This is a genomic window from Flavobacterium sp. FlaQc-47, from assembly GCF_044006475.1.
Taxonomy (GTDB): domain Bacteria; phylum Bacteroidota; class Bacteroidia; order Flavobacteriales; family Flavobacteriaceae; genus Flavobacterium.
Map to the genome: position 1 here is coordinate 160,807 of NZ_JBIPCQ010000008.1, position 18,453 is coordinate 179,259.

The following is an 18,453-nucleotide window of genomic DNA, read 5'->3' on the forward strand; positions in this document are numbered from 1 at the left end:
TAAATTTTTAAATGTTGTAGGTAAATCAAAGTTATTAAAATATTTGTAAAAATTTTATGATTTTTTATTTCTTCCTAAATCCTCAAAATTTGTAGGAGTAAATAGTGCATATAACGTCTTTTACTATTTTAAATATTGTATAAAACTGGTACAATCATTTTTTAACACAGGCTAAATAAAAATAAAATAGTAAGCATTATTATTTTATGTAACAAACTGATTTATATTCAGTTGTTGATTTTACTGGGGTTGCCGTAATAATCAGATAATTATTATTAAAAAAGTTACATAAAAAAATATAACAAAAAATGTTAAATTTGTTAAATACTTGTTTTATAAGTATTTTAAGATTAAAAATTATATAAATTTGGCAACAAAGATTACAATATTTTGTAAAGACCCCATTAATCAACTTAATTAAACAACCAAAAAAAACCTATTATGAAAAGAATTAAATCGATTTTAGCCCTGTCATTCGTAGCGCTAACAATAATATCCTGTAGCAAAGGAGATGAATCAACAACTTCATCAAATCAAGAATCTCTTAAAGTAACACAAGATGTGTTAAATAAAATTAGTTCACTATCTCTTAACAACTCAGATGTTCAGGTAATTAAGAACACTAAATTAGATGGTACTACTGAGGATGCGTTTCTGGTAGAAGGAGATATCATCATTACACAAGATCAATTAGATAAAATGGATCTTCACGGAGGTATTACTACAGAACAGTATCGTACTACAAATTTAGTATCTGCACCAAGAACTATTAAAGTTGTAGGATTAACAGGAACTGGTACAACAGCGCTAAGTACAAATATGCGTGCAGGATTGCAAGCGGCAATCAATAGATATAATAATTTAGGATTGTCTATTAACTTTACACTAACCTTTAGTTCAAGCACTACAGGAGCAAACATTGTTGTCCGGAGACAAACCGGTTCTGCCGGTGGAGTAGCAGGTTTTCCTTCAGGAGGAGCACCTTTTAATTCAGTTACACTATATTCTGGACTAGATACTTATTCAACAGGTGTAAATGCACACGTATCTGCACACGAAATAGGTCACTGTATTGGTTTACGTCATACTGACTGGTTCAGCCGTCAAAGTTGTGGACAAAATTCAAATGAAGGAACAGCTGGTGTTGGAGCAATTCAAATCCCGGGAACACCTTCAGGATATGATGCAACTTCTTACATGAGAGCTTGTTTCGGTTCATCAGAAACTGGAGCTTTCAATGCTAACGATGTTACAGCTCTGAATTATTTATACTAGAAGTTGAATTAGAGGTGTCTTTACAAAATAATAGAGGCTGTTTCATTTTGAAGCAGCCTCTTTTTTTGTAGGTACGAGTTTTAAACTTACCTGATTTTTCCCGATCTTTTTAGTTACCAGTTTTAGTAATTCAATTTCAAAGTTTTCTGCTTTTATATCAAAATTTCGGATCAATCCCAAAACCTGTTGAGAGAAAAAATATTACCGAAAAGCACAAAGCCAGGTCAACAAAAAGCTTTGTGAACTTTGTGTTTATCAAAACACTGTACCATAAAAAACTTTGCGCGCTTTGTGGTAAAAATCACCCAGTATTATAAATGTATCTCTCCTGAATATTTTTTTCTTGCTCCTTCATTATTACCAATAGAACAAAAAGCCTTCATAAGTCTTAAAATCGGCAATTTCTCCGGTTTAAAATTCTAAAATTGCAGATGTTTTTTTATTTTCTGCCACAACTTCTTCAAAAGAATCAACATTTTGCTTCAATTTAAACTTCCTTTTTTGTTGCATATTTTGTGCTGGAAACACGAAATACCGCAACAGTTTAATGTTCAATTATCTTTCATTTTTTTAAATATTAATTCGAAGTCTTCTCTGCCAAATATTATTAAATAGGGCAGAGATTAATTCTTAAATTATTAGTTGTTTTTTTTATAGTGTTATGAATAATAGGCTTTTAAAATCTAAAAAACAGGCAAAAATTATATAAGCCGGATTTTTTTGTATCCAAAAACGTACATTATTACTCCCCATTCAAATTGTTATTAATCAACTTTGTAGTGTCAATTACTAATTGCTTAGCGAACGTAAACGGGATCTGTAATCGCGCTAAAATATAAAATCATGCTGATTTTAAGATAATTACAGTAAGCATAAAATAATACGTTGTTTTATTTGTGTTCATAGATTCCAATCATAGAATTGGAAAAAATTTTCTGTTTCAGTATCAATAATATAATCACTATCTATTACTTATTACCTATTAATTATTTACTAACCTTTAATTTTTTACAAAATGAGAAAAAGCTTAAAATTAAGTTTGCTATTTATTATAGCATTAGCGTTTAATTCCTGTGAAAAGGAACAAGATTTAAATGAGCCACAAGCCATTAACAAAGAAGTTTTGCAAAGTACTGAGAAAGATGTGCAGCAGAGTACTAACAAAAATGCACTAGCGGCAGCTGCCGCCGCGGGTGGTGGTGCCGGAGCGACAACAATTACATTGAAAACAAATACACTCACATGTCCCGGTGGCTTGTGTACATCGTATGGTGTTTGGTCAGAAGGTGTTTACACCGTTTGGTTCCAGATGAAATTTAATTCCGGATTTTACTGGAGCAGAGGCGGTAAATGCGGATACGGTGTACTAATTGGTGATCAGAATACCGGCGGCGACCCTGGATGGGATGGAAATGGAGGTAGTGCCAGATTTATGTGGTATTGCCCAAATGGATCAAACTCAGCCAAAGGAAGCGGAGCTTATCTGCAGCCTTATGTCTATTATAAAGATCAGCCCGGACAATTTGGTAACGATTTTGGGAAAAAGTATTACATACAAGAAGGAGTAACGTATAACTGTCAGATATCTGTTAAGTTAAATACTGGCTCCAATACGAACGGATACGTCAAATATTATGTAAATGGCACGGAGATATTGAATCAAACAATTCGTTGGGTGACTAATGATTCTAAGCGAAATGTTAATGCCGTAAGTTTCCATACCTTCCGTGGTGGTAGTCAGGAATACTGGAAAGCTCCGGTAACAAGTTCTATTTCCTATCCTAGTGCATCTTGGGATGCTCAATAGCATTAATGCACTTTACAGCAATTTGGCATTAATATATAAAATCACAAGTTAGTATTGTTATTAGCTTCACATTGAAACTCCAACTGTATAATTTTTGATTTTAGATGTAGTCCTAAATCTTAAAAAAGTTTCTGACCAAAACTTTGTGTGTTTTTACAAAGATTAAAAGTGCCTTAGAACAAAAAACCTGCAAAGCTTATGATTTTGCAGGTTTTATACTTTTTCAGGTTTTGAAAAGTAAATTAAGTTAACTTTTTTGCATGTTTTTATACTTTTTGCAGGGACTATTTAAGTACAACAACGATATATCGTTGGTGGTCAATTTTAACATATTTTAAATTTAAATAAATAATTATCAATACCTTCGTAGAGCTCATTAATTCCTCAAAAAATGCTCTCAAATCAATACAGAATAATTCTGTCTCTCCTTCTACGGTTTTCATTTGGAGAAGTAAATGCATTGACCCATCGCAATAGCATGACGGGGATAGAAATAGCAGAAAAAATCTACCCTTTTTTAAAAGATGTTTAGATCTTGAACAACCTTATAGTGAACAGCAAGTAAGTAAAGCAGAGGAATCACTAAACCTAATACCTGAAAGCACAAACAAAATCAAAATTTTATTAAAAGTAAGCGACTGGTATGGAGGTTCGTATAATAATCCTCTAACATTGGGAAAAGCATTTCAATATGCAGAAGAAGCACTTAGGATAAGCCGGAGACTGCATTCTGACATTTATTCTGGTCAATGTCACTTAAAACTATCTATGTTGCAACAATTGCGAAACAACAATGCAATGATAGAATTTGAAGCCCCAATTGTAAAATATCGACATATCTTTCAGCGTTATACTAATAATATATTGTATTGAAATTTAGATGAATCAAATGAATAATGACTTTGCAACTATTCGAGACCTTATAATGCATTATATCGAGATTGATGACCTGGAGTGGGAAGGTTGCAAGGCAATGTTTACAATGCAGCATATTAAGAAAAAAGAAATTATTGTTTCCAAAGGAGAGGTCTGCCGAGGTATCTATTTTGTGGTAAAGGGTTTATTGAGGATTTACTTTATTGATCATAATGATGATGAAAAAACATTCCATTTTTCATTAGAGAATACATTTGCTACAGATTACCAGAGTTTTTTAAAAGCGATTCCTGCCGACTTTTACATTCAGGCGCTTGAAAATACAACTGTTGTACAAATTACTTATGAAACCCTGCAGTTGCTTTACTGCAATCTTCGGCAGGGAGAAAAGTTAGGAAGGCTTATTGCGGAGGATTATTTTTTTTTGATGAACGATAAAATCAGGGCATTCTACACTCAGACTCCCTTGGATCGCTACAATAGTATGAATACTGCATTTCCAAAAATACGAACCCGTGTGCCACAGCACTATATTGCATCGTACCTTAATATCAGCCCGGTTCATTTAAGCCGTCTTAAGCGTGGCGTTGAGAAATAATATCCAAAACGTAAACAAATGTTATTGCTGTTTTTTTCTTAGAAGCTTAATTTTACAGGGAAATAATTAATAGAGATTCACAGGAGTGTCAGCAGGACTATTCATAATAAGAAGTTTGTAATTGTTTTTGTTGGCAGGGCTGTGGGATTTAAACAGAATCAAAATGTTAATAGGTGATAAGATTAAAAGTGTAAGGGAATTAAAAAATTATACGCAGGAATATATAGCAGGACAGTTGGGTATAACACAGGCAGGTTACAGTAAAATTGAAAAAGGAAAAACAAGCGTGAGCCTTGATAAACTTCAGCAGCTAGCATTAATTATGGAACTCCCAATAGAGAATATAATCAATTTTGATAGCCAGCATTATTTAATTCAAAGCAGAATTGTTGAAAAAGGTACTGTTGCAAACAGCCACAACAGCTTTGAACTGGTTACAAGGCTTTATGAGGATAAGATAGCACTTTTGGAAAAGCTCCTTGGTAAAACAGATCGGGAGCTTCAGTTTTATAAAGAAAAGTGTGCAATGCGTTAATGGCAGTTTTTTTTACAATAGTAACTTTTAGTGATGAGATGCCCATTCGAACTTAAATTCGATAGTTTTTGTATTTACTAGATTTATAATTCTTCAAAAATCGATGTGCCACGATTCTGCCGCAAACTTCTAATGGCATAAATCTTTCATCCGCCTTAAGGTTTTGTGGCACAAAAGGTATTAAGTCCAATCTTAATATTCTTTGGGACTGCCTGTCGTTTTCAGGAATAAGTAATAACCCGTTTTTTATATCAGTCGTTTTATTGAAAATCAGATAACTAATTTACTGGAATCTTTTTAACTTCGTGACCTACTTTAAGTGAAATTTATTGATTTATTCTTATTTTCTATATGAATTTTAATGGAAGCTTATTGATTTTAAGGTTTGTTTTATTTTGTATAACGGTATATTTTCGTTAAATTGTATATCCAAAAAAAGATTTATGAAACATTTACCTCTATTATTAATTCTTGCCTGTATTTTTATTTCCTGTGAAAACAGAAAAGAACAGGAGCTGCTGAAGAGAGAAAAGGCTGTAATTTTAAAGGAAGAAGAATTTCAAAAAAAAGAAGCAGATTATAATGCATTACTCTCTATGCGCGACAGCATCTTTGCTTTAAAAGACACTATAAATAAGGATACTGAATTAATTACGGAATGGCCGGAATCGCTTAAAGGTTTCTGGAACAGTAAGATGCTTTGCAGAGAATCAAACTGCAGCCAGTACGTTATAGGAGATCAGCGTAATGAAGTCTGGGAATTTGTATCTGATTCTACCGGAACTTATACGAATGTTCTAAATAATAAAAAGCTGGTAAGGGTATTTAAGGCAAAATACCTGAAAGATAAAATAATGCTTGAATTTAGCAGTGACAGTGTTTCTAAAAACAGAGTGAAAATAAATGTGGTTCTTGATGATATTAAAGAAAATATTATTAAAGGCACGCAGACTATTACCGGTCAGGATAACTGTTCTGCCAGATTCGCGGTAGAACTTACACTTCCTCAAAAAAAATAATTTATGTTATTAAGTATACAACACGTCAGTCTTCCTGTTGAAGATCCAGTGCTAAAATTCCTTATCGAACTCATCATCATTTTATGTATTCCGCTTTTGCTGAATAAAATAAAAGTACCGCATCTGCTTGGCCTCATTATAGCTGGTGCCGTTATAGGTCCAAATGGATTTAACGTTCTTGCCAGAGACAGTAGCGTAGTGGTAACAGGTACTACAGGACTGCTGTACATAATGTTTCTGGCGGGGCTGGAGATAGACATGGGTGACTTTAAAAAAAATAAATGGAAGAGTATCACTTTTTCGCTGTATACCTTTATTGTGCCATTCGTCCTGGGGCTTATAGGCGGATATTATGTACTGCATTTTTCGCTTTTAACTTCGGTATTGTTTGCCAGTCTTTTTTCGTCACACACTCTTATCGTATATCCAATGGTAAGTAAACTCGGAATAGCAAAAAAACTGGCAGTAAATGTTACGGTAGGCGGAACAATGATTACAGATGTACTTTCGCTGGTAGTACTAGCTGTTGTAGTAGGTATGTCACAGGGAGAAGTAGGAACTTCGTTTTGGGTTACACTGTCTGTTTCCATGCTGATTTTTGCTTTAGTAGTTTTGCTTATTTTTCCCATCATAGCACGTTGGTTTTTTAAGAATGTAGAAGATAAGATTTCGCAGTATATTTTTGTAATTGTAATGATATACCTTGCTGCTTTACTGGCAGAATTAGCAGGAATAGAAGCTATTATTGGAGCATTTTTTGCAGGTCTTGCACTAAACAGGCTTATACCTCACACCTCATCTCTTATGAACAGGGTAGAATTCGTGGGTAATGCTATTTTTATTCCTTTTTTCCTAATTAGTGTTGGTATGCTGATTGATTTTAACGCTTTTATCCAGAGCTGGGAAACACTGGGAGTAGCTTCAATTATGCTTATTGCTTCAATAGGAGGAAAATATGCAGCAGCTATCTTAACTAAAAAGACATTTAATTTTACAGATGATGAAGGCAGGCTTATTTTCGGAATGAGCGCCGCCTCTGCAGCAGCGACACTTGCATCTGTAATGGTAGGGTATAACATTATTCTATCTGAAAATGAAGCAGGCGAGCCTCTAAGGCTTTTAAACGAACATGTCCTTAATGGCAGCATTCTACTTATCTTGGTTTCCTGTACTATTTCATCTTTTGTCTCAATGGCAAGTGCCCAGAGGATTGCCGATGCTGATAAAGAAGAAACTGCGGCGGGTACGGGTGATGAAGAAGAAAAGATTCTCCTGGCTGTAAATCACGAGCGTACCGTTGAGAAAATGGTTAATCTGGGACTTCTTATAAAAAATAAAAGTAATAAAGACAAGGTTTTTGCACTTAACGTGATTAATGAAGAAAAAAGTGAGTCGTCATCAAAAAATGCAGAGAAACTGCTGAGTGAAGCTGTAAATATGGGCGCAGCTGCGGATGTTAAAATAAATCCGATAACACGACATGACAATGATGTAATTGCGGGTATTAATAACGTGGTTAAAGAACAGAATATTACGGATCTGATCATTGGGCTTGAAGAAGAAAAAGGATTTTCACCGTCTTTTATTTATAATCTTTATAACGGTTACCTGCAAAATAAACATATCAATTTAATTATTTATCATGCGGTCCAGCCAGTGTCAACTATAAAAAAATATGTTGTTCTTATTCCTGCCGATGCGGAACGCGAACCAGGTTTTTTCCATTGTTTATTAAGAATTTGGAATATCGGAAAAAATTCGGGTGCTAAAATGAGTTTTTATGCAAACGATAAAACCCTCGATATATTGAAAAGTATTATTAAAAAGGCAAATATTGAAGCTGTTTTTAATGCTGTAACTTCCTGGCAGGAGGCTGAAAATATGGCAAGCAATCTTGAAGAAGATGAAGGGCTTATCATCCTAATGGCAGACAGGGGTATGCATTCTTATTTTCCTCAGATGAAAGAAGTACCTGAAATTTTAAATACAAAACTCTATAATAACAATTATTTATTAATTTACCCTTTCTCAAAAATTGACAATACGGTTACAGAAAAAAGATCCGTAAGTAATCTTGATGATTTTGCTGATATTGGAAAAATTATTGGTCGAATTTTTAAGTAAAAAAATAATTTAGCTTGTATTAGAAATATAAAGGCAATGACAATATATAAAAGGCTGAAGCTTTGTATTTATTCAAAAATCATTGATTTCAGTCTGTTTCTGTACGATTCTAAAATGTCTGATTTTGTAATAAAACCATAGTATTTTCCATTTTCTAACACCGGTAAAAAGACTTTATTGCTTTTTTCAAATTTGTTCATCACCGTTTCCATGCTGTCAAAGAGATGAACAGTTTGGACAGGTTTTGCCATAATATCTTTAACTTTAATATTTTTAGTTTTGAGATTATCGAAAATTACTTCCCTTATATCATTAAAATATACCAGTCCTTCAAGGTTAGTTTCTGCACTTACAACCGCAAAAATGACCTGATCAGAGTGCGCTAAAAGTTCAGCAACATTCTCAAGATCCTGGTTTGTATCTACAGTAAGGTAATCTTTTTTTACAAGATCTTCTATTTCAAGTGTGCAGAGAATATTGGTGTCTTTGTTACTGGTGAAAACATTTCCTTTTTTGGCCAGATTTTTAACATCCAGCGAGTGTTTTTCAAAACGTTTTGGAACAGCAAAACTCACAGAAGCTACAATCATAAGCGGAATCATTAAATCATATCCTCCGGTTATTTCTGCAATAAGGAAAATAGCGGTCAGTGGTGCGTGAAATAAGCCACTAAGGATTCCAGCCATACCCACGAGTGTGAAATTGCTGACAGGCAGATCTGTAATACCTGTAAGATTTAAAAATTTTCAAATAAGAATTATAGCTTGCTGGTTTTATAACATTTTCTATGTGTCTTTTATTTGTTGGGATTATTAGGCTACAAATTCTTTCTTCACGGCATTTATATGTTTCTGGTAGTTAAAGGACGAACAATTGTCATTTTGCTCACACTAAAATCGGCTTTTTACTTTCTGCCGTTTTATAAAACAACAAATTTTTTTGTAAAATCACTTCTCCAGGTATAATAACAACTTCATTTAATGCTTCCTGATTAGAGTGGTAATCAATTCATAGTATGATTTAAAATAGCTAAATGCAATAATTTTGATTTTATAAAATTTCATTGAGAGGGATTATTGTTGAATTGAGGGGACTGAATACACTATTGGCGGGTTGGCCGAAAATTGTCGAAAATAATTTTTAATTTTATCCTATGAAAAATAAAAACCAGCCCAATTTTCTGTTTTTAAGGCATTTGTCTTTTTGGCTAGTGATAATAATATATGAAATTGTAAATGAAGGGTGGAAATCTCATGATCAGTTTTCTTTGGAGCCAAAACCCGAAATGTTCAGCATTATACCCATAGCAATCCTGCTTACCTATTTTAATTTGTATGTTTTAATGCCTTTGTACTATTTCAGGGGTAAATACTTTATCTATAGTATTGCTTTGGTAATATTATTGCTTGCAGGTGGCGCACTCCAGCGATTTTGCAGTTATACAATTTGGGTTCCTTTGAGTAAAATTTATAATCCAGTGTCCTATCGCTCAGATATAAAGTATTATTGGAGTTCAATACGTATTTTAAGAAATAGTTTTTTATTTTTTCCCATAATAATTGTGGCAATGCTTCTGAAAATAATGAGAGAGGCTGTTAAAAAGGAAAAAAGGTTTCTGGAGATGGAGAAACAAAAAAAAACAGCGGAAATAAACTTGTTGAAAGCCCAGATAAATCCACATTTTTTTTTCAATACCCTAAACAGCTTATATGCGTTGACCCTTAAAAAATCTGAAAAAGCGCCGGAGCTAGTGCTGAGACTTTCGGACTTAATGCACTATATGTTATATGAAGCAAGTCATGATAAAGTTTTATTAAAAGATGAGATAAGGCATCTGGAGGGATACATTTATATTGAGAAAATGAGGTTTTCAGACCGGCTGGATCTTTCTTTTCAATATTCGGGGGATATAGAGGGAAAATCAATATTTCCATTGCTTTTGCTGCCCTTTATAGAAAATGCCTTCAAACACGGAATTGCTAATCATGCCGGTTGGATTACTATAAGTATCAACGTAATAAGTAATGAGCTATTTTTAAAAGTAGAAAATAGTTTCCAGAAAACTCAGGTCGAAAAACCGCATGGCATAGGGTTGGCGAACGTTAAACGAAGATTAGACTTGATGTATGATGAAAAGTATAAACTATTGATTCATAAGTTTGAAGATGTATTTGAAATTGAATTAAAAATTAATATATGAGAAAAATCAATTGTGTTGTTGCAGATGATGAAGAACTGGCAAGAGAAGTTATCGAAAGTTATATTGCCAAGATCGACTATCTTCATCATGTTGGCTCATGTTCAACAGGAGTTCAGATTTACAATATATTAAATACAACAACTGTAGATTTATTATTTCTGGATATACAAATGCCGGAAATTACGGGAATTGAACTGCTAAGAACATTAAAAGATCCTCCTCTTGTTATTATTACAACTGCCTACAGGGAATTTGCTATTGAAGGATATGAACTCAATGTATTGGATTACTTGCTCAAACCCATATCATTTGAACGTTTTTTAAAAGCAATAGATAAATGCATCGCCGTAAAGGAAAGTAAACACCTGCAGGCTACAAAACATATCACATCTAAAAATAGTGAAGATTCATTTATTTATGTGCGGTCAGAAAATAAAATGGTTCGAATTTTACTTCATGATATCCTTTATATCGAAGGCATAAAAGAATGTGTAAAAGTACATACAAAAGAAAAATCAGTGATAACGTATCATACCCTCAGCTATTTTGAAGAAAAGCTTTCCGTAGAGCTTTTTATCAGGGTACACAGATCATTTATTATTGCATTTGGACATATAAGCAGCTATTCAGCCAATGAAATAGAAATCAATCGACAAATTATACCTATTGGTGTAACTTATGCAAAAAGGGTTATTCAAAATCTAGAACAAAAATCATAAATATTTAGATTATGAATTGATAATCTGCAATTCATAACTCAGGCTACCTCGAAACTTGGGGTGATAGCCTCATGGCAATAAAAAAATCGCTAAAAACCGGAAAAGCGATTTCTTCAGAAATAAACTGAAATACTTTTGGGATAAGTTGTCTGTAAGATGATGATATCACCATTCATTTCGCGTAAAAAACAATCAAAAATATAAAGAATATGAAAAAAAATGAAATTAAGGTTCTACTATCATTAACGTTTCTGCTAATACATTTAGGGGTATTTGCGAGTCAAATTCAACCGCGCTGGATACAAAAACCTGTCATTTCACCTAATGGTGAGTGGATTGCCTTTGGTTATAAAGGAAATATTTTTAAGGTAAGACAAAGCGGGGGAGAGGCTATTCAATTGACAAATGACGGGTCATATAATAGCTATCCTATTTGGAGTAATAATAGTAATACTATTGCTTTTTCTTCCATCAAAAAGGGCAATTCTGATGTATATATCATGAACTCTTCAGGTAAGAATGTAATTCGTCTGACGTACAATTCAAGTAGCGATATTCCTTACTACTTTTCAGAAAACGACGATAAAATATATTTTGGAAGTTCTAGAAATGATGTTTTTACTTCATTGCGTTTTCCATACAGGGATCTTTTTAAAAAGCTCTATCAGGTAGCTGTAAAAGGTGGCAACAGTCAATTAGTTAATAGTGCAGGTATGGAATTTGCCCATTATAATAAAGCAAATGATGCCATTATATTTCAGGATAATAAAGGCAGTATTGAAGATCCTTTCAGGAAGCACGCTGTATCTTCTATAACAAGGGATATTTGGGTGTATCGATTAAAAACGAACTCTTACATTAAAGTTTCAAATTTTAAAGGTGAGGATCGCGAACCTCTCTGGGGAAGAGATAATGATATTTATTACCTGAGTGAAAAGAACGGTTCACAAAATCTTTACAAATCATCTTTGACTGATCCCTCTAAAATGATCCAGCTCACAAATTTTGAAAAACATCCTGTGCGCAGCATTTCGAAGGATGTTAATGGCAAATTTGCCTTTACTTATAATGGCGACATATACACATTAGAAGAAGGAAAGCAACCTGTAAAATTAGCTTTTACACTAAATGATGATTCAAATGATATTGTTACTCCAATTACGGTCGAAACAGCATCTGATGACATGGATGTTTCAGCAGATGGAAAACAGTTTGCTTTTGTTTCTCGTGGTGATGTATATGTTACATCTGAGGATGGTTTACTAACCAAAAAAATTACAAATACTCCGTATCAGGAAAAAATGATTCAGTTTAGTCCTGATGGTCGTAAATTGCTGTTTTCGGTGGAGAAAAACGGATCCTGGGATATAGATCAGATCAGTATTACCGATGGGAGTCAGCCTTATTTTTACTTAGCGAATAATCTCGCAAGGGAGACTATTATGGGAAGTAGCAAGGATGAGTTTCAGGGCATATACTCCCCGGACGGAAATAAAATAGCATATCTTGAAGAACGCTCTGTTCTAAAAACGTATGATCTGATTTCTAAACAATTCAACACTATACTACCAGCAGGTATTAATTATTCTCAAAGTGATGGAGATCAGTATTTTGCCTGGTCGCCTGATAGTAAGTATCTTATAGTACAAGGTAATAGCCTTCTTCTTGTTAAAGATGAGCAAGCAGCAAAAAATTTCATCATCAGTCAGGGTCCGTTTAAAAGTAAAATGCCACATTGGGGAATTAGTGGTAAAGTAATGTATAGTTTGTCACCACTAAAGGGTTTAACAAATTTTACCCATACAGAGAGCCAATATGATATTGTTAAAACTTATTTTGATAACGAGACCTGGTATAATGATAGGTTTAAAAGAGGTCAATCTCTTACTATTACTCCGTTGAAAATAGATCTGACCAACGAACAATTTAATTCTAAAACAATAACAAATGCTCCGGCTTCAATTTTAGATATTGCAATTTCAAATGATGAAAAAAAGATGTACTTTCTTGCACGTTATTATGATAATTATGACTTGTACACTTTAGATACTGAATCAGGGAAGATAACCCTTTTTGCTGCCATAAATGCTCAAAATCCAAAAATGAAAATGAGTCAGGACGGAAGCAGTATTTATTTAGTTGTTGATGGAGATAAAGTTAAACATATTAGTACAGCAGACGCAAAGGTAAATGACCTTGCCATAAAAATTGAAACAAATGCCAACGAGACACAGGAGCGAGCTTATATGTTGGATCATATTTACAATGTTACGAAAGATAAATTTTCGGATCCAAAATTAAATGGCGTAGACTTTGATTTTTACTATTCCGCTTATAAAGAATTTTTACCTTTTATCAATAATGGTTATGATTTTCAAATGCTCTTAAAAGAGTTTTTAGGAGAACTAAATAATTCTCATTTAATCCCCCGCTACGGACCCAATATTACAGATAGAGATGCTACTGCAACATTAGGATTGTTTTATGATGAATCGAGAAGTAGTGATGGATTATTAGTAAAAGAAATTATTGCCGAAGGTCCATTTGATAACGGAATAACACAATTAAAAGCAGGAATGATTATCGATAAAATAGACGGTAACGCAGTTACTCAAAAAGAAGATTGGTCTCAGTTTTTAAACAATAAAGCCGGGAAATTAATTAAGATTGATTTTCATAATACTAAGACAGGCTTGAAATATCAGGAAGATATCAAACCAATTGATTCGAACCGTGAAAAAAATGTCTTACTGTATAAGCGCTGGATAAAAAAAATGGAACACTTGACAGATAGTCTGTCAGGAGGTAAAATTGGATATATTCATGTAAGTCAAATGGGAGAGAAACCATTCAGGGAAATTTATGATAAAGCATTAGGTAGTTTAGCAGGAAAAAAAGCTTTGCTTGTGGATACCAGATATAATACCGGTGGAAGCCTGACGGGAGATTTGGTTACATTTTTATCAGGAAAAGTATATCTCACAGAAAGAGGGAACGGTATGGTAAATGACACTAAGTGGCCTGAAAACAAATGGAATAAGCCTAGTTGTGTGGTCATGAACGAGACTAATTATTCAGATGCTTCCATCTTTCCTTATGTCTATAAACATCTTAAAATAGGCAAATTGATAGGAATGCCCGTTCCCGGAACCGGAACAGGCACAACCTGGGAAGATCAGATTAATCCTGAAATATATGTTGGTATTCCTGACAGGGCTGTATATACAACAGAAGAAAAGCGCCGACTGGAAAATTATCAAATTGAGCCGGATATCCTTGTAAATAATGATTATGAGAAAATTTTAATGGGCAATGACCAGCAAATTGAGGCTGCTGTTAAGGAACTACTGAAGGATCTTTCTCAAAATAATTGATTTATTAGAGATTCCAAAATAATTAATTTGTTTTGAATATATAAAGTAAAAATATAGATTAAAAAAAAATCCAAACCTTTAAAGTGTAATTTAGAGGCTTGGATTTTCTGGTATATGGGAGGATCAAATTAACGAGAAATTTTTTTTGGTAGCTGAATGTTTTATCAATGAAGTACTTTAAGCTCATCTTGCCACTCTACAGTCCAATTCAATAAAGCCATCAAAGGATCGGCAGTACTTTTGCCAAATTCCGTAAGCCAATATTCCACCTTTGGAGGAACCTCGGGATATATTTTTTTATCCACCATTTTGCATTTTATCAAAAGTTTTAAAGTCTGATTAAGCATTTTAGGAGATATGCCCTCGATTTCTCGTTGCAAGTCGCTATTTCGTTTTGTACCATTGATAAGACTCCCCATAATCATTAACGTCCACTTATTGCTCATGATGTTATAAAACACGTAGAGCGAGCAAAAATGTTCTTCAAAAGAACTGTCTGATAATGCTTTTTGTAAATTTTTAAAATTTTCATTTTTTTTCTCTTCCTTCATCCTTTTGTTTATTCATTTATAACCTGCAGGTGCCTATATAACAAAGAAGTACCCTCTTGCAAAGGTATAATATTGTGTCTAATTTTGAGTAAGATTTTAAGATACAAAATCATTTTTAAGAGAAAAATATTTATAAAAAAAAGAGAAAATATGAAGATTTTAATGTTTGGCAGAGGAGTTATTTCTACACAATATGGATGGGCTTTTGAGAAGGCAGGACACGACGTAACTTTTTATATAAGAAAAGAGAGTGCAAGGGGAAACCATCCTGATGTTTTGGTAAAAATTCTTGATGCACGAAAAAAACTTGCCGGTGTAATGAATGAAGAAGTATGGAAAACAAAATTAATTAATGATATTCCTGAGCACCACGACTTTGACCTGATTATTGTTAGTGTACAGCATTATCAGTTTGCAAAAGCGGCCAATTTTCTTTTACCAAAAATAGGCAAGGCGACAGTACTTATTTTTAATAATTTCTGGACAGATCCGTTGCAGGAAACAGCTCTTTTTCCTAAAGAACAATTGGCATGGGGGTTTTCCTCTTGCCGGCGGTGGTTTTGATGCTGATGGCGTCCTGAATGGTGCGATTTTAAGCGACGTTCATTTTGGAACTTTTGGCACCATTCCAAGCAATAGAGAACTGGCTGTAAGGGAGCTTTTTATACAGACTGGTTTTAAGATAAAAGAACATTCGGATTTTAAAGGCTGGTTATGGATACATTTTATTATAGATGCCGGTTTTTTCTCTAAAGTGCTGGAGGTGGGTTCTGTCGAGAAAGTTTTTAGTTCAAATAAACACTTAAAAGAGGTTATGCTTCGGGTTCGTGAGTTACTGCCACTGGTAGAAAAAAGAGGTATTAACCTATCCACCAATTTGCAGGATATAAAAATGTACTTGCGACCTGTCTGGATAGGAAGTTTAATGGTGCGTTTTCTACTAAAAATAAGCCCGCCGTTTGCCACTATGGTCTACAGTCACAATAATCCTGAAGAGGCTAAATCGTATGGTCAGGATGTCCTGAAAGTAGCCAAAGAACTCAACTTTAAATTACCTCGTCTGGGAATATAACTGCAAAGAATTTGAAATGTAGCAGATATTTAACAACTTTTTTATAAGCGGTCAAACGTTATAGAAAAAACGGATTGTATTTGAAATCTCCAGCCAGGATAGAACACTGCTAATTAAGGCTAAATATTGAGGTAGGTAAAAAGAAGCAATTTGTACTATTAAAACAAAGTCACTCTAAAACATTAGTATAGAGTGACTTTTTTGCTTTAAGTTTTAGACAAATATGACGCACAAGCCTGTTAAAAACTTATAGATATTTAAATATCTAACTCTTGTGCGTCAGCAAAATTTGCTTTAAGCTCTTCTGGTATATACGGTCTGCCTCCGGTCGCTGGAATACAAGTTCCTGTAAATACTCCTGAAGCCATTACTTTTCCATTTTTCACTATTGATTGTTTGAAATGAAGGCGCGGTAAACCTTTAGCATCGGTAAAAACGGCACAGGTAACATCAAAATTGTCATTCCTTTTCAGCGATCTGATAAACTTGATGCTGTACTCAGATAAAACCATAAAAACACCCTGTTCTGCCTGTTGTACAAAATCGAAACCAAGAACTTCTTTAATGTAGGCATGACGGCATTCCTCCATATAAAAAGGATAATACAAACCATCCATAATTTCCTGTACATCTATATGCTCGTCTGCAGCAGTGTAATTTTTTGAATATTCCATAATATTGTAAATTAAAATTTGATATTTATTAAAAAGGATTTATTGGGTTTTTATTGTGTCAGGCTGTATATTCTTATTCGCTATGTTTCAAGTGTTTCGAGTGTCTGTTCACGCAATTAGTAAACATTTCGTGATAGAGGTTTTTATGGTCATTAAAAATTTATAAATTTACTATTTCCATTATTTTCAATCTTGAACACCAAGCGGCTTATCAGTTCAAGTTTAAATAGTTATTTCGTAAATTTATTATTTAACAACTTGTCAATACTAATGGTTCCTGGGCCATATAGAAATATCATAAGTGTTATTGCCAAATACACTGCAACTAACTCTCCGTGCACCTCTGTTATTTGTAATTTATGAAACAGCACTAATGCAATAAGTAAGTTAATTGACAAAACAAAGGCACTTATTCTGGTAAACAAACCAAAAATGAGTAGAATCGAGCAAATACCATCTGCTAAAAGGGCAAAAATTAAACTGGGAAATTGACCTATACCAACAGGATCAGGAAAAATCGAGAGCATATGATTAAAAGTAAGTATCTTTTCAATTCCATGATTGATAAAAATTAGTGATCCCACAGTAATTCTTAAAAAGAATAAAACCAAGTCTACAGAAATGAAAGGTTGGGTGAGTTGTTTTATTTTAAACATTTGATTAAAATTTTGAGGTTAAAAATTCCAGATTTGATTTTTCAATCTTTACTATTCTAATAGTTAGTTATCTATTTTTAAAATTTTCCATTTTGATTTTTCCAATTTTCTTTTAATGGAATTTCTTCAATAGTATCCCAATGCTCTGCAATTTTTCCATTTTCTACTCTGTACAGGTCATAAAAAGAATCGTGTTTTCCTGCAAGATGTCCTTCGCTAACAATTAAAACAAAATTACCTTCGCCTAAAACTTTATGGATTTTGTCATATTTCATGGTAATTCCCTGTTTCGCCCATTTTTCTAACGTTTTTCCTAATCCTGACAATTGATCCGGAACATTAGGATTATGCTGAATGTAGTTATCTCCGTCAAAGTAACCTGATAATTTTTCCATTTTTCCGTTTATTAAAATGTCGGTAATGAAGTTTTTAACCACGGTTTTGTTTGCTTCTGTTTTGTCAAGGTCTTTGATTTGGGTCGTACCGTCAATCATAGTATGTCCACTTGGGTTAGGACCTGCTGTTTGTTGCAGATTGTCCCAATGTTCTACAATTTTGCCATTCTCAAAGCGAAAAATATCAAATCCAATTTTGGGTCCGAAAAAAATGTAATCTGTTTGGGTAAAAACAAAATTACCATCTTCAAATGAACGAACGGTATTTACTTTCGCAGAGTTTGGCGGCAAGGATTTCATCAAAGCGCCAAAACCAGCCAGTCCGTCCGCGGCATTTAAATTATGTTGAATGTATTTGTTGGGATTAATAAATCCTACAGGCTCTTTTTCTCCCGTCTCAATTGATTTTAATAGGCTGACTACCTTTTCTCTGTTACTCATTTTATCTGAATTCAGAGATTTTAAAACCGGATAAATTTCTTTGTAAGAAGATAAACTTATTAGTAAAATTAAGGCTGTGCCTACGATTGTTATTTTCATTTTTATAGATTTAAAATTCAATACAAAAGTGCCCTGTT

Annotated in this window: 16 protein-coding genes; 11 read left to right on the plus strand and 5 right to left on the minus strand. The window is 33.5% G+C overall.

The genetic code is table 11. The features are described from left to right. Nucleotides 1-441: 441 nt before the first annotated feature. From ACHRVX_RS21370 to ACHRVX_RS21395, 6 genes are all read left to right on the plus strand, one after another. A complete protein-coding gene (locus ACHRVX_RS21370) occupies nt 442-1,275 on the plus strand; it encodes a M57 family metalloprotease (protein WP_395336062.1) in 834 nt (277 codons plus the stop codon). Nucleotides 1,276-2,290: 1,015 nt separating this feature from the next. Beyond that, nucleotides 2,291-3,082 (plus strand): polysaccharide lyase, encoded by a 792-nt coding sequence (locus ACHRVX_RS21375; RefSeq protein ID WP_395336065.1) that lies wholly within the window; start codon nt 2,291-2,293, stop codon nt 3,080-3,082. A gap of 889 nt (nt 3,083-3,971) precedes the next feature. Next, nucleotides 3,972-4,556, plus strand: a complete 585-nt coding sequence (locus ACHRVX_RS21380; RefSeq protein WP_395336067.1) for a Crp/Fnr family transcriptional regulator — start codon at nt 3,972-3,974, stop codon at nt 4,554-4,556. 163 nt (nt 4,557-4,719) lie between these two features. Next, nucleotides 4,720-5,091, plus strand: coding sequence for a helix-turn-helix domain-containing protein (locus tag ACHRVX_RS21385; protein WP_395336069.1), 372 nt, complete (start codon nt 4,720-4,722; stop codon nt 5,089-5,091). 443 nt (nt 5,092-5,534) lie between these two features. Then, nucleotides 5,535-6,110, plus strand: coding sequence for a hypothetical protein (locus ACHRVX_RS21390; RefSeq protein ID WP_395336072.1), 576 nt, complete (start codon nt 5,535-5,537; stop codon nt 6,108-6,110). A 3-nt stretch (nt 6,111-6,113) separates the two neighbouring features. Next, nucleotides 6,114-8,234 carry a cation:proton antiporter gene (locus tag ACHRVX_RS21395; protein ID WP_395336074.1) on the plus strand — a complete coding sequence of 707 codons (2,121 nt, stop codon included), beginning with the start codon at nt 6,114-6,116 and terminating at the stop codon, nt 8,232-8,234. Between the two features lie 68 nt (nt 8,235-8,302). Here the strand turns inward: ACHRVX_RS21395 and ACHRVX_RS21400 are convergent, their stop codons facing one another. Continuing rightward, nucleotides 8,303-8,959 carry a CBS domain-containing protein gene (locus tag ACHRVX_RS21400; protein ID WP_395336257.1) on the minus strand — a complete coding sequence of 219 codons (657 nt, stop codon included), beginning with the start codon at nt 8,957-8,959 and terminating at the stop codon, nt 8,303-8,305. 428 nt (nt 8,960-9,387) lie between these two features. On the opposite strand from ACHRVX_RS21400, the gene ACHRVX_RS21405 reads away from it, so the two are divergent. The 3 genes from ACHRVX_RS21405 to ACHRVX_RS21415 all read left to right on the plus strand — a co-directional run bounded on the left by ACHRVX_RS21405 (nt 9,388) and on the right by ACHRVX_RS21415 (nt 14,527). Beyond that, the gene (locus ACHRVX_RS21405; RefSeq protein ID WP_395336077.1) at nt 9,388-10,434 is read left to right on the plus strand and encodes a sensor histidine kinase; all 1,047 of its coding nucleotides are present in this window, start codon (nt 9,388-9,390) and stop codon (nt 10,432-10,434) included. Further along, entirely contained in the window at nt 10,431-11,153 is a 723-nt protein-coding gene (locus ACHRVX_RS21410; protein WP_395336079.1) for a LytR/AlgR family response regulator transcription factor, read from the plus strand. Before ACHRVX_RS21405 ends, ACHRVX_RS21410 begins: the two co-directional genes overlap by 4 nt. A gap of 209 nt (nt 11,154-11,362) precedes the next feature. Beyond that, nucleotides 11,363-14,527, plus strand: coding sequence for a S41 family peptidase (locus ACHRVX_RS21415; RefSeq protein WP_395336082.1), 3,165 nt, complete (start codon nt 11,363-11,365; stop codon nt 14,525-14,527). A gap of 164 nt (nt 14,528-14,691) precedes the next feature. On the opposite strand, the gene ACHRVX_RS21420 is transcribed toward ACHRVX_RS21415, so the two are convergent. After that, entirely contained in the window at nt 14,692-15,078 is a 387-nt protein-coding gene (locus ACHRVX_RS21420) for a winged helix-turn-helix transcriptional regulator (protein WP_395336085.1), read from the minus strand. A 150-nt stretch (nt 15,079-15,228) separates the two neighbouring features. Here ACHRVX_RS21420 and ACHRVX_RS21425 point away from each other — a divergent pair, with 150 nt between their 5' ends. Together ACHRVX_RS21425 and ACHRVX_RS21430 are read left to right on the plus strand one after the other, a co-directional pair. Beyond that, nucleotides 15,229-15,642: a ketopantoate reductase family protein gene (locus ACHRVX_RS21425; RefSeq protein ID WP_395336087.1), complete on the plus strand. Its 414-nt coding sequence runs from the start codon at nt 15,229-15,231 to the stop codon at nt 15,640-15,642. Nucleotides 15,643-15,841: 199 nt separating this feature from the next. Beyond that, a complete protein-coding gene (locus ACHRVX_RS21430; RefSeq protein ID WP_395336089.1) occupies nt 15,842-16,150 on the plus strand; it encodes a hypothetical protein in 309 nt (102 codons plus the stop codon). Nucleotides 16,151-16,407: 257 nt separating this feature from the next. On the opposite strand, the gene ACHRVX_RS21435 is transcribed toward ACHRVX_RS21430, so the two are convergent. The 3 genes from ACHRVX_RS21435 to ACHRVX_RS21445 all read right to left on the minus strand — a co-directional run bounded on the left by ACHRVX_RS21435 (nt 16,408) and on the right by ACHRVX_RS21445 (nt 18,415). Next, entirely contained in the window at nt 16,408-16,824 is a 417-nt protein-coding gene (locus tag ACHRVX_RS21435) for an acyl-CoA thioesterase (protein WP_395336092.1), read from the minus strand. A gap of 230 nt (nt 16,825-17,054) precedes the next feature. Continuing rightward, nucleotides 17,055-17,480, minus strand: coding sequence for a DoxX family protein (locus ACHRVX_RS21440; RefSeq protein WP_395336094.1), 426 nt, complete (start codon nt 17,478-17,480; stop codon nt 17,055-17,057). Nucleotides 17,481-17,557: 77 nt separating this feature from the next. Then, on the minus strand, nt 17,558-18,415 hold the full coding sequence (locus tag ACHRVX_RS21445) for a hypothetical protein (protein WP_395336096.1): 858 nt from the start codon (nt 18,413-18,415) through the stop codon (nt 17,558-17,560). Nucleotides 18,416-18,453: the final 38 nt, after the last annotated feature.